General features: G+C 42.4%; 13 protein-coding genes. 10 read left to right on the plus strand and 3 right to left on the minus strand.

What is annotated here, in order from left to right:
- Position 1: 1 nt before the first annotated feature.
- The 4 genes from HFV01_RS19275 to HFV01_RS19290 are packed head-to-tail and all read left to right on the plus strand — an operon-like array spanning position 2 to position 4736.
- Complete coding sequence (locus HFV01_RS19275; RefSeq protein WP_006620844.1) at positions 2-643, plus strand: hypothetical protein; 642 nt, start codon at positions 2-4, stop codon at positions 641-643.
- A 25-nt stretch (positions 644-668) separates the two neighbouring features.
- On the plus strand, positions 669-1601 hold the full coding sequence (locus HFV01_RS19280; RefSeq protein ID WP_006668071.1) for a DUF1822 family protein: 933 nt from the start codon (positions 669-671) through the stop codon (positions 1599-1601).
- The gene (locus tag HFV01_RS19285) at positions 1601-3907 is read left to right on the plus strand and encodes a CHASE2 domain-containing protein (RefSeq protein ID WP_006668072.1); all 2307 of its coding nucleotides are present in this window, start codon (positions 1601-1603) and stop codon (positions 3905-3907) included. Before HFV01_RS19280 ends, HFV01_RS19285 begins: the two co-directional genes overlap by 1 nt.
- Positions 3908-3950: 43 nt before the next feature.
- Complete coding sequence (locus HFV01_RS19290; protein ID WP_006620847.1) at positions 3951-4736, plus strand: DUF928 domain-containing protein; 786 nt, start codon at positions 3951-3953, stop codon at positions 4734-4736.
- Positions 4737-4775: 39 nt separating this feature from the next.
- Here HFV01_RS19290 and HFV01_RS30960 read toward each other — a convergent pair whose 3' ends face one another.
- The gene (locus HFV01_RS30960) at positions 4776-4910 is read right to left on the minus strand and encodes a hypothetical protein (protein ID WP_006620848.1); all 135 of its coding nucleotides are present in this window, start codon (positions 4908-4910) and stop codon (positions 4776-4778) included.
- A 149-nt stretch (positions 4911-5059) separates the two neighbouring features.
- On the opposite strand from HFV01_RS30960, the gene HFV01_RS19295 reads away from it, so the two are divergent.
- From HFV01_RS19295 to HFV01_RS19310, 4 genes are read left to right on the plus strand one after another with little or no spacing between them, the layout of a single operon-like run.
- Positions 5060-5203 carry a hypothetical protein gene (locus HFV01_RS19295; protein WP_193521335.1) on the plus strand — a complete coding sequence of 48 codons (144 nt, stop codon included), beginning with the start codon at positions 5060-5062 and terminating at the stop codon, positions 5201-5203.
- 46 nt (positions 5204-5249) lie between these two features.
- Entirely contained in the window at positions 5250-8480 is a 3231-nt protein-coding gene (locus tag HFV01_RS19300) for an Hsp70 family protein (protein ID WP_193520307.1), read from the plus strand.
- 24 nt (positions 8481-8504) lie between these two features.
- The gene (grpE, locus tag HFV01_RS19305; RefSeq protein WP_193520308.1) at positions 8505-10274 is read left to right on the plus strand and encodes a nucleotide exchange factor GrpE; all 1770 of its coding nucleotides are present in this window, start codon (positions 8505-8507) and stop codon (positions 10272-10274) included.
- A gap of 15 nt (positions 10275-10289) precedes the next feature.
- Positions 10290-12191, plus strand: coding sequence for an Hsp70 family protein (locus tag HFV01_RS19310; RefSeq protein ID WP_193520309.1), 1902 nt, complete (start codon positions 10290-10292; stop codon positions 12189-12191).
- Between the two features lie 104 nt (positions 12192-12295).
- Here the strand turns inward: HFV01_RS19310 and HFV01_RS19315 are convergent, their stop codons facing one another.
- Positions 12296-12448 carry a hypothetical protein gene (locus HFV01_RS19315; protein ID WP_193520310.1) on the minus strand — a complete coding sequence of 51 codons (153 nt, stop codon included), beginning with the start codon at positions 12446-12448 and terminating at the stop codon, positions 12296-12298.
- 130 nt (positions 12449-12578) lie between these two features.
- Here HFV01_RS19315 and HFV01_RS30965 point away from each other — a divergent pair, with 130 nt between their 5' ends.
- Complete coding sequence (locus tag HFV01_RS30965; RefSeq protein ID WP_008049246.1) at positions 12579-12713, plus strand: hypothetical protein; 135 nt, start codon at positions 12579-12581, stop codon at positions 12711-12713.
- Complete coding sequence (locus tag HFV01_RS30970; RefSeq protein WP_315664114.1) at positions 12700-12909, plus strand: hypothetical protein; 210 nt, start codon at positions 12700-12702, stop codon at positions 12907-12909. The genes HFV01_RS30965 and HFV01_RS30970 overlap by 14 nt, the downstream gene beginning before the upstream one ends.
- 39 nt (positions 12910-12948) lie before the next feature.
- Here HFV01_RS30970 and HFV01_RS30975 read toward each other — a convergent pair whose 3' ends face one another.
- Entirely contained in the window at positions 12949-13083 is a 135-nt protein-coding gene (locus tag HFV01_RS30975) for a hypothetical protein (protein ID WP_315646672.1), read from the minus strand.
- Between the last annotated feature and the right edge of the window lie 89 nt (positions 13084-13172).

A 13172-nucleotide genomic window follows, 5' to 3' on the forward strand; every position in this document is an offset into this window, starting at 1 on the left:
AATGATGAATGACCAGTTACAATTGCTAATTGCCGAGACTTGTCGGCACCCTCCCGGCAGCCTCAAACGGCAGCAAGGGTTAACTCAACTGTATCGAATCATTGTCAATTCAGGCAAGCTATGGCGAGAAAAAACCCCCTATTATGAGGAAGTCTGGCAACAAACTTGGCTGTATTTTTGCCTAAATCTCTGTGAAGCCACCACCGGGAAAGAGAAATATGATAGCGATCGCAGTAGCATCACCACCTGGCTAAATGTTTACCTAAAAATGCGCCTCAAAGATAGGGCTATCAAACAGCAAAAACAGAAACAGCAAATGGTTTCCGCTTCACAAGCGTTATGTGATGATGACACCCTCACCTTTTTGGATACCTTAGAAGCGCCGCCAGATATCCCGCCGATCCTACAAGCGACCCGCCAGTGGGCGGAAACTGACCCAGAGGGAGAATTGCAGCGTGTCCACCTCCGGGGTCGAAAAGATGTTACCTGTCAACTGTTGATTTTACGGCGTTTACCCCCAGAAACTACCTGGGAGGATCTTTCCGCACAGTTGGGTTTACCAGTTTCTACCCTCAGCAGCTTTTATCAGCGGAAATGTCTGCCACAATTGCGTAAATTTGGCAAATCAGCCGGATATCTATAAAAAGGTCATTACACCAATAACAATTATGGCTAATCATACCCAACAAATCGAAAATTCTGCCTTACCCATGTTGATCGGCATCAATTCGCGCCGCCTCGCCCAACAATTTGCGAGGGAACAACCCAATCGCCAAAAAGCTGAACAGGTTTATTTTAACACTCTGGCGATATGTGTGGTGCGTAATTATTTAGAGTGGATGGGAATTGCTACCCAAGTTAATGCTGGTGATAGTTGGAATCCGATCGCCCGCTTGGCTAGTGATGTGGCAGATCTACAGGTGACCGGATTGGGGATTCTCGAATGTCGTCCGATCCGCGAAAATCAGCAAATTTGCCGAATTCCCCCAGAAGTTTGGGGCGATCGCATTGGCTATGTAGTCGTGGAAATTGAAGATTCTTTAAAAGCCGCCAATATTCTGGGATTTATGAATAATATCGATCGCCCAGAAATTCCCCGGAGTCAGTTGCAACCCATAGAAGCACTGCTGATCACTTTATCTGGGTTGCGTCGGCAGAATTTGGTTAACCTTAGTCAATGGTGCCAAGGCATCTTTGAGGAAACGTGGCAGGATTTGGGGGCAATATTTAGCACTCAAAATATCGCCTACAATTTCCGCAATTCTCCACCAGATAGCCAAGCCGAGATAGAAAAAGCAAAATTGATTGATTTGCAAATGCAGTTGGGCAGTCAAATGGTAGTATTGTTGGTGGCGCTAACACCAGAATTTGACACCATGGCAGTCAGAGTGCGACTTTATCCCCCTGATGGAGAAATTTATTTACCCCATAATTTACGGTTAGCATTACTATCAGACCAGGCGGATACTTTAGAAGAAGTGCGATCGCGCCGTCATGATAATTATATCCAACTACCCCGCTTTAGCGGAGAAATAGGGGAACGCTTTTCTATTCAAGTCGCCCTAGAAAATGCCATGATTATAGAGAACTTTCAAATTTAATGACCAGCCCCCAAAAATCAACTCTTGTCGTCATTAATTTAGGATATGGGAATTTGCTATCCGGTTTTCCCCATGTCACCGCACTGCTTTGGGAATCAGAAAATCACCGTCCCTTCAAGTTTACTGGCGCGTTACCTCCCGCCCCGGAATTGGATGGGATTTATCGTCGCTGGAATTTGATTTATCAAGCACTGTATCGCCGTCCGGGATGGTATCCACGCATTCAAATAGATCAGGAAGATATCACCAATGTTTCTGAGGTAGAATTTGCGGACATTTGCCAGCAGTATATTGAGGTAATTAATCAGTGGTTGGGTGCAGAGACATTTAGAAATATCGATCGCCAATTGCGATCGCATCTCTACCATGATGACGAAATCCAATTAATTCTGGAAACCGATGACGAATTAGTGAGGCGTTTACCGTGGCATTTATGGGATTTTTTGTCTGATTATCCCCAAGCCGAAATTGCTTTAAGCGTCCCCGAATATCATCGAGTAAAGAAGAAGTTGCACCCCAGAAAAAAGATGAGAATTTTAGCTATTCTAGGCAATGATAACGGTCTCGACATAGAGGCGGATCGCCAGGTGTTGTCAGAAAACGATGATGCGGAAACTGTTTTTTTGTGGAAACCTTCCCGTCAAGAAGTTGACAAACAGTTATGGGATGATCGCGGTTGGGATATTTTATTTTTTGCTGGTCATAGTGAGAGTGAAGAAAATGGGAACGGGGGGTTATTGGCGATTAATTCCACCGAGAAAATCGGCATTTCTCATCTAAAATTATCTCTAAGAAAGGCTATCAGCAGAGGTTTACAACTGGCGATTTTTAATTCTTGCCAGGGGTTGGCGTTAGCTACAGAATTGGCGGATTTACATATTCCCCAAATCATTGTAATGCGAGAACCCGTGTCGGACAGGGTAGCCCATGCCTTTTTGGCGCAATTTATCCAGGCTTTTTCGAGGGGATATTCTTTTTATTTAGCAGTGCGAGAAGCCCGGGAACGTTTACAGGGTTTAGAAGATAAATTCCCCTGTGCGAGTTGGTTGCCAATTATCTGTCAAAATCCTGCCGAATCACCCATAGTCTGGCGACAGCAACCGCCACCGCCAAAACGGAATTTTTTACCAAGGGGCGATCGCACTTTTTGGTTAACCAGTTTGTCGATAACTTTAATGATTCTAATTATCCGGCAATTGGGAATTTTACAAGGGTGGGAATTGCGACTCTATGACCACTTAATGCGATCGCGTCCTACCGAACCACCAGACCCCCGAATTTTAGTCATTGAAGTGACCGAAAATGATTTACAATTGCGACAAGAATATTCTATCTCAGATGGCACTCTTAGTCAAGTATTGCAGCAATTAGAACCCCATGAACCCAGAGCGATCGGGTTAACCATTTATCGAGATTTTCCCGTTCCTCCTGGGGAGTCAGAATGGCGAACACAAATGCAGGAACAAGACAATTTATTTGCTATATGTAGTTTCCCAAGGTCTAATGAACCCGCAGTGCGATCGCCTGATGTCATCCCCAAAAATCGCTTAGGATTCGATGATGTCCTAGTCGATCCTGATGGAATTTTGCGCCGTCACCTATTCTTTATGAGAGCCAACCCCGACTGTAACACCGCTTTTTCCTTGAGCTTTCAATTAGCCCGCAAATATCTGGAGTCTGAGAATATTTTTCCCGACAATCAAGGCAATCAAAACAACCCATTAAAATTCGGTCAAGCCATTTTTCACCCTCTGCAAAGTCCCCATACAGGAGGATACCAAAATATAGCGATCGGGGGTTGGTCTGTGATGTTAAATTATCGTTCTTTTCCCATAGCCAGAACTCTGACCCTCACCCAAGTTTTGCAGGGAGATTTTGACCCCAACCTAGTCAAAGACAGAATTGTGCTGATTGGTTTTACCAGTAGAGTCAACGCCAAATTTTTTAGCACCCCCTACCGTGCCGGAAAATCTCCTTCTGAGCAAGTACCAGGAGTCATGGTCCAAGCACAGATGGTCAGCCATATTCTTAGTGCAGCCCTTGACGGTCGTCCGCTGATTAGGGTATGGCTTTGGTGGCAAGAAGTGATTTGGGTGGTATTGTGGTCAATAGCCGGAAGTGCGATCGCATTGTATATCAGCCATCGGGGATGGGCGATCGCCGCGATCGTGATAGCGATCGCGATCCTATATATCCTTTGCTATCTGCTATTCCTGCAAGGAACCTGGGTTCCCCTCCTCCCCCCACTATTAACATTGGCGATCGGTCCTTTTTTGACGAAATTTTTGCGTAAATTTCTGCCCTGACTGCGATAAGTAAATATAACCCCAACTACCCAGGAGTAGCAGCTTGTCCAGTCCTTCGAGAAAACCCCCAAAACCCCGCCAATTTAAGTTATCCATCGCCTTGATTCTCTTAATCGGGATAGTGCCAATACAGCGAGTTTACGGCACTTATAGCAGGGAATTACGCCCGGAAAATCATCAATTGCCATTATCCGATACCCTTGTCGCCACAGCCTTTGACGTACCAGACCCCCAACCCCCAGAAGATCGGGAAGGTTCTGGGAGTCGCACCTCTTGTCCCGCCGTCGATAAACCTCTGACCGCATTAATTCCCAGTCAAGTGAACTACACCCTATCGGGACATCCCACATTCTGGTTTTATGTACCTTATTCCTCCGAGCTAACCCGTGAGGTAGAATTTGTGGTATTGGACGAACAAGAAACCGAAGTTTACCAAACCGTCGTGAGGATTACCGATACACCGGGAATTGTGAGTTTCCGCCTACCGGACAGCCTCCCCCCCTTGGAAATTGGCAAAAAATATTTGTGGCAATTCTCCTATAGATGTCATCCCAGAATTAGGGCTGAGGATGACTATGTACAAGCAATGGTGGAAAGAGTTGCCGCCTCGAGAAGTCTAACCAGTCAGCTAGAAGCGGCAACAACACCCATGCAGCGGGTGGAAATCTATGCAGCGAATGGGTTATGGCACGATACCCTCACGACTCTCGCCGAATTACGTCGGGATAATGCAGGAAATGCAGATATCGCCGCCGGGTGGACGGAACTTCTGGAATCTATTGGTTTGGGTCATCTAGCTAATGAGGCGATCGGGGGTTGTTGTCGTTAGTCTCGACGGGAGAAACGGGGTTTCTCGGCTGTTTAACGATTAACCCCAAAAATTTTTCCCAATTTGCGTAAAAGTTATCCGCGAAGGCGATAGATAGGTATCACCTACAATTTCAGGAGTCATGCGGATTGTCAATTTACAAGCGATCGCTCCCCCGCCCTGCTTATGTGTCAAGGAAATTCCGTGAAAATACTGATGTCTGGAAACATCAGAACGGCTTTAATGGATAATTAGCAGAACTTATGATTGACGTTAAAAGGCGATCGTTCCGTCCGTCCAGTCCGTCCCACTCACCGAATCAGCCCTAGCCACGAGTACCGATCATGCAAACGCCCTTAAATAATCAGCATCAACTTATCAATGGTCGCTATCAAGTTATAAAATCCCTGGGAACCGGTAGTTTCGGCGAGGTATTCCTGGCACAAGACACCCAGATGCCCTTGCAGCAAAACGAAATATATGGTTGAATTTCGAGTTTTTGTCAAATGGTACAGTTGTTTCTAAAATTGAAAAATGACTAACTTCAAACCCTCTCAATATCAACAAGACATCTTCAAGTGGATCGAGTCAGGTTCAGGAGATGGTTTTGTCCAAGCCGTAGCAGGAAGCGGTAAAACTACAACTTTAGTAGAAGGTGCCAAAAAACTAAAAAACAGCAAGGCATTATTTTTGGCTTTTAATAAAAATATCGCCGATCACTTGAGTAAAAAACTGCCGCATAATATGGAGGCTAGCACTTTTCATCGCCTAGGGAATGGCTGCCTGTTTAAAATGTTGGGTGCAACTCAGCCAGTAGATGAATATAAATATCGAAATTTGGCAAATGAAGAAGCTCAAAAAATTTCAACAAAGATAAAATATAGTGACAAAAATAGTTGGAGTGAAGCTCCCATAAATCTAAACAAAAGTACAATTGCCAAGCAATTGGGTGATTTGGTTCATTTTGCAATGGTCACTCTTACCGACCCTAGCGATCGCAATGCGACCTTGAATATGATTCACCACTTCGGTATAGATATTGACTTTGAACAGCCTATAATATTCAATGAGTTATTGTCAGGAGCGACTCGGATTATCGCCAGTGGAGAAGAACTTGCACGGAATGCCAAAATCATTGGTTTTGATGATATGGTTTATCTGCCAGTACAATGGAATCTACGAGTTCCTAAATATGATTGGATATTTGTAGATGAAGCTCAAGATTTATCTAAGGCTCAATTAGAATTAGCATTACGCGCTCGTGAGCGAGGAGGAAGGATATTATTTGTTGGAGATAAACACCAGGCAATTTACGGATTTGCTGGTGCTAATTGTGATAGTGTTGATGAAATTATTAAGGAAACAGGGGCTAAAGAGCTACCTTTATCTATCTGCTATCGCTGTCCAACTTCCCATCTTAATCTTGCCAGAGAAATTGTTCCATATATTGAACCACGCCCAGATGCACCAGAAGGAGATATTAAGACAATTAAACTCGATAAACTTTCTGGTATAGTCCAAGAAGGAGATTTAATCTTATCTCGAACTACCGCACCATTGGTTGAACTATGTATTGAGTTAATTAGCAAGAATATCCCGGCGCGTGTACGCGGGCGAGATATTGGCACATCTATTACCAGCATTGCTCAAGAAATTTCTCGTATTTCGGGGTTTACTTATTCCAAGTTACCCATATATGTCAAAGATTGGGAGCAGCAAAAATTAGAAAAGCTACAATCTAATCCAGACAATGAAGGGAAAATTCAATCTTTACGCGATCGCTGTCAAAGTATCATTGCTTGCTACGAAGGATTTAACTGTTCTTCTATTGAAAAACTCTGTAATCGACTAGAGAGATTATTTGGTGACGATCGTCCTGGGGTAATACTATCCACAATTCATCGGGCTAAAGGGCTGCAAAATCGACGAGTGATGATTTTAGATTATGAAAAACTACCTCTAAAATGGTTAGGACAAAAATCTCACGAATTAGAACAAGAGTGGAATCTTAAATATGTAGCATTAACCCGTGCAGAGGAGGCATTATTCTTGGTTCAAACGGGCCAAAAATTGGAAGAAACTTCAAATCGTAATAACGCTTTACCAAATCAGAATAAGGACAAACCAAAAAATGTTTCTCAACCCAACTATGAGCGGAACAATGTTGTTTCTCCCAGTTTAAGAGAACGGCAAACTTCGCCAACCATTAAACCCAATATTAACCCAAAATTACAAGGAAATAATGCTGAAATGAATTACAAACTTGGTATCGATTTAGGAACCACCAACTCTGTTGTTTCTGTCTGGCGTAATGGAAAAGTAGAAACCCTGACAATCGAGGGAGATGAACTCATGCCTTCTGTGGTTTCTTTTCTCCCTGATGGCAGTTGTATGGTAGGAAAAAGCGCGAAAAGAAGATTCCTGCTTTATCCAGAACAAAGCGTTGCGTCTTCTAAGCGTTATATGGGAGATATCAACCAGCTTTATCAGCGACAAGGAAAATATTTCTCTCCTACTGATATCGCCAAGTTGATCCTAGAGAAAATTGCTAAAGTTGCTCAACAAGCTCTTGGAGAAGAGGTTAAGGATGCAGTGATTACGGTTCCAGCTTATTTTAACGAAGCACAGAGGGCAGAGACAAAGAAAGCCGCAGAAAAAGCGGGGCTAAATGTTCTTCATTTAATTGGAGAACCAACCGCAGCCGCGATCGCCTATGGGATTGATACTAGCCAAAATCAGACCCTAATGGTTTATGACTTAGGGGGTGGTACATTTGATGTATCCATCCTAGTTGTCAACAACAATAGCTTTGATGTTAAAGCCGTCGATGGAGACGGTCGGTTAGGTGGTGATGATTTTGACCAGGCGATCGTAGATTGGGCTTGCCAAAAATTCATGGCTCAGTCAGGGATTGACCTTAACAGCCACCCTAAAAAGGAGACAGAACTAGCAAAACTAAAAGAACTAGCAGAACAAGTCAAGATTGAACTATCAAGTGCTGATGATGCTTGTTTATACACGACTTGTCTCGGTCATTCATTGGAATTGAATATTTCCCGACAGGAATACAACACGCTGATCAATCCTCTGTTGGAACGCACCATCCAGATTATGAATCGGGTTTTGGCAAAGGCAAAATTGACGGCTCAAGACATTGATCGAGTGATTTTGGTAGGCGGATCGACTCATACTCCCGCAGTCCGAGAAATGCTGAAATGGGAAATTAAAGAACCCTATACAGCTTCCCGTGTTGCATTAGTAGTTTCTCATGGGGCAGCCTACTTAGCAGCAGGTAAGTGTCCAAACATCAGCGAAGTTACAGCCCACTCCCTAGGGATAGCTATGCGTAATTCTAATAAAAACCAGCTATTCTTTAAACCAATTATTCCCCAACAAACGACTTATCCCTGCCGATTGGGTGTATTGGGATATACCATTGATTCCTATCAAGAGCAAGTCCAAATGAAGGTTTATCGGGGCGAAAATAACGATCCGGAAGAAAATACTTATTTAGGTGAACTGTACTTACCAGTATCGCCACCACAGAAAGAAAAAGTTCCTGTCGGTGCCATTTTTGACTTGGATGCAGATGGAATCATTCATTTTACTGCGGTGCAACTGCCAGTTGGCGCGGCTAGTCAAGGGATTCGTCAATATGCTCTTGAGAATAATAGTTCTTTAGATTTATCAGCAGTGGATGTTTTGATAAAAGGAGGTCAGGCTAAAACCAAAATGGTAAAAATTGAAAAAGCAGTGGTCAAATAATAGCTTTAGGAGTTAAATTAACTAATGAATGATAATCAGTTGTCAGAACCTCAACAGACCACAATTGAGGAAAATACTACATCGCCGCCATCAGACGAAAAATCTGCAAATTTTAATTTGGCTGATGTAATCTTCCACTTTTTCCGAGGTATTTTAGAATTTTTGCGTTCATGTTTTTATAATTTTTGGGGGATTCAGGGAATGGGCAAAACGAAAGAAAAATCAATTGTGATCACAGAAAAACAGCAATCTATCCTAAATAAGATAGTTTCTCAGCAGTTTTCACCAGAATTAGTGCTGGGAGTTATAATTATCCGAGAACTAGCAAAAGGCAAACAGGAGCAACAGGTAGCTGACGATCTGGGAATCAAAATCAAGACGGTGCGTCAGTGGGCGGGAAAATGGTTAAAGGCAACGGAGGAACTCTCACTTGATGATCCCAGTGTGGATGACGATCGGCTAACTCAATTGATAGAGAAGGTGTTTGGAAGTTTTCAGTTACCTTCTGAAACTGAGTCGTCTCCGGTATTACCATCAGCCTGGGAAACTCAAATTCAAACATTGAATGATCGCCTAATCAACTTAGAAAGCCAACTGCAAACAACTAATCAGAGTGTCACGAGCGTAGAAAGTCAATTTCCGCAGGTACTCAATCAGTTACAGGGGCTAGAAAATCAGCTTTTTCCAGTTATTCCACAGCTAACCGAGCGGGTGATGGGCTTAGAAAGCCAATTGCAAGCAACTAATGAGAGTGTCACGGGCTTAGAAAGCCAATTGCAAGCAACTAATGAGAGTGTCACGGGCTTAGAAAGCCAATTGCAAGCAACTAATGAGAGTGTCAAGGGCTTAGAAAGTCAGTTGCCGGAGGTAATCAATCAGTTGCAACGGCTGGAGGATGAGATGTTCCCTCCACTGCCACCGGCTATCGCAAAACTGGTTGAGGACGTTTGCCAGAAGGATGAGGTTAGTCTCGCTCAAGATCAACAAGATATTGAGGACTACTACAAGCAGGCTCAACATTGGAGTAATTTGAATGCCACTTTAAATCATGAGTTAAAGTCTGCGATCGAGAATTGGGAGAGCAACCTACTACCCGATTGTCGTAAGTTAAAAGAACAATTGCCTGAAAACATCCAGGAAAGGTTAAAACCACGACATGAAGTTATAGAAATGATTAATCGTAGTTTGTTACGTTTGCGCGATGTAGTTGATGGGCTGATGGCGAATGAATTGCCAGCTAAACCTCAGCTACCGGCAATAACCCAACAACAGTTAAGGAATATTGTAGATGGCGATTTAGATCCAGATGCAGCGAGCCAAGCCATTGAAACCGAATTAAATCATGTGCAACGAGAGCGTTATCAGCAGATCCGCGCCATTCAGGATGTAGCCGAGACCAATCAAAAAAACTTTACCAATTTTGTCAAAAATAAAGTCCTGGCAATTCTCGATAATTTAGATGAGGGAGAACGCTATTCTAAGCCAATTGTCAAAGAATTAGTTGAGGAAACCCGCCAGCATCAGGAAATACTCGAACAGTGGCTAGGTTTTCATGGAATTTTGCGAGCAAATTTGCTAGATTTGCTGACTCCATTGGGCATCAGCACAATGAAAATAGAGATTGGCAGTCCAATAGACTGGAATCGTCACGAACCTTTGGACAAAGAAGCCGAGCCTCAATTACCCAATGAATCTATCAAGGAAGTGATTCGTAACGGTTATGAGTTCAGTATGGGGAATGGCAAACAACCTCAACTGCTGCGCGAAGCGATGGTAATTATCGTCAATAATTAAGGAAGGAGAAAAATTATGTCATACGATTCCGAACACAATCCGGTAATGGGAATAGATTTGGGTACAACCAATAGCGCGATCGCCTATTGGAAGGGTGAGGATAGGGGACCAGTTTCTTATGAGGTCGATGATGGAGAAAACACTCTCCAATCAGTTGTGTACTATGATTCTGATAATTCAACCGATGAACAATATCAATTTTTGGTAGGTAAATCTGCTTTAAGACGAGGCGAATTGAATCCGAGCTACATGAAGAGAGAGTTTAAACGAAGAATGAAAAATGCTTCACATTCTATCATTCTTGGGGGAAAAATATTTTCACCAATAGAACTATCTGCCGAAGTTCTCAAAAAGATTTACCGGGATGTAATTATAAAATATCCTGCAGGAAAATTTCAAGCTCGTAGTACGGTTGTAACTGTCCCCTATGACTTTGAAGAAATTGCTTGTGAAAATACTAAACAAGCCGCTAGAATGGCTAATATTAACTTCAAAGAACTTCTACAAGAACCAATTGCAGCTTCTCTATCCTATGCTTTGGATAGAGTCAATCACACTCAACAGGGTAGCGGAGAAGAAAAAATTTTGGTATTCGATTTGGGTGGTGGTACATTTGACTTAACTTTATTCCGCTTACAACAGCAACCTCATAAGCTGATTTTTGAAGTCTTAGCGACAGGGGGTCATTCTCAACTGGGTGGAATTGACTTTGATGAATGTTTAACTAAGTTTTTACTGGAAAGATCTAAGATTAGCTTGGAGAATGTCCGCGACGTAAGACAAAAGAGAGTTGCTGAACGTAAATTAAAAGATGCAGTCATCGAGACGAAGCATTCACTTACCTCTACAGATAGTGATTATTGTTCGATAGCAGACATTTTACCTGGTCAGAATTTAGAATTAAAGGTGAAAAGACAGGATTTTGAAAGCTCTATCGAACATTATCTTAAAGACATTCAATCCATTATGTCCCAGTTATGGAGACAAACCCAAATTCAGCCCAATCAAGTCGATCGCATTATTTTAGTGGGTGGTTCTAGCCGTATTCCCTGTATCCGACAACTTTTAATTGAAAACATCGGTGACAAAATATATCAGCATCCTACGCCAGACCTTTGTGTAGCAGAGGGTGCAGCAATTTATGCTGCTTATTTAGAGGATCTGCGTGTATTCGGAAATCGTGAAGTTGAAATTGTAACCAATGGGTTTGATGCCAATATTTCAATTTTAAATCAACAGATTGAAGAGTTACGTCAGCAAGTTTCTGACCTAGAAATTCAGTTAGAAGATAAGAAGGATAAAATTCAAGAATTGGAAGCAAATCTGAAAGATATCCAAGAATCTCAAAATATTGATGATATCCCAGAGACTATCGATCCGTGGAATATTTTGGAAGAAAAATATTCTAATAATGAGATTATTGATGTACAAGTAACAAGCATCAACAATGGTGGTGCGGTTGTCGAAGTATTCAATCTACAGGGATTTATACCGCGATCTCACCTTATAAAATCACACAATCAATCTCTTGTTGGTCAATTGCTAAAAGTGGTTGTTTTAGAATTAACACCTAATTTATTATTTTCTATGCTGCACATAGGTCAACTAGGTGAAGGAATAATTTCAGGAATTCAACCTTATGGGGTGTTTGTTGAATTTAATAGATTGTCAGGATTGCTACATAAGAGTCAAATCACTAATAAAGATTTCGATTCTATCGATAAATTATTTTATAAAAATCAAATAATCAAGGCGGTAATTATCAAACTGGAGAATCTGCCAGGGGAAAGAATAAGAATAGCTTTATCAACAAAGATTTTAGAAGAATATCCAGGAGAAATGCTGGAAAATATGGATAAGGTTATGAGTGAAGCTGAAGCAAGACTTGCTCAAGCTAGGCAAAAACTATCTCTGTAAGTTTCCCTAGGGTAACACACTCTCTGGATAAACGCGATCGCCTTTTGGTTTGGGAAACCGGTTTTCTTTTGGGAACCCCCAGAAACCCCCTTTCTTTGGGAAAATTAAGCGATCGCCTTTTGATTGGGGAAACCGGTTTTCTTTTGGGAACCCCCAGAAACCTCCTTTCTTTCGGTAAAATTAGGCGATCGCTCATCTGAGGCGAACATAACTAACGGGCGATCGCGCCTACCATCTCGCGGGGTTAGTGCTACCATTAACAGTCGCAATATCTGCATTCATTATAATGTAGAATATTGACAACAAGATATTCAAACATTGCCAGCGTTAGGAAAAATTTAATTGAACAACTAACTTAATTATTGTCAGCAATCCCTCATTCGAGCTGTGGCCAATTCGTGGAGCGATCGCATACTCCGAGCCAACGAATCCAGTGTTTTCTCTAATAGTAATTTGCACGCTATGCCATTCTCTCTACTCTGGCTGCCGATAGTTGAGTTGCCCATAGATGCGACAATCTGAGGCGAACGTACTGATAATGTGGTATAATCATCTGGCTCTATCTTGGCTAGGTCTCCACTGTGCTTTAAAGGTTAACTCTATATTACGTCGGGATAATGCAGGAAATGCAGATATCGCCGCCGGGTGGACGGAACTTCTGGAATCTATTGGTTTGGGTCATCTGGCTAATGAGGCGATCGGGGGTTGTTGTCGTTAGTCTCCACGGGAGAAACGGGGTTTCTGGGCTGTTTAACAATTAACCCCAAAAATTTTTCCCAATTTGCGTAAAAGTTATCCGCCAAGGCGATAGGTAGGTATCACCTACAATTTCAGGAGTCATGCGGATTGTCAATTTACAAGCGATCGCTCCCCCGCCCTGCTTATGTGTCAAGGAAATTCCGTGAAAATACTGATGTCTGGAAACATCAGAACGGCTTTAATGGATAATTAGCAGAACTTATGATTGACGTTAAAAGGCGA

The sequence above is a fragment of the Limnospira fusiformis SAG 85.79 genome (assembly GCF_012516315.1).
GTDB classification, from domain to species: Bacteria; Cyanobacteriota; Cyanobacteriia; order Cyanobacteriales; family Microcoleaceae; genus Limnospira; species Limnospira fusiformis.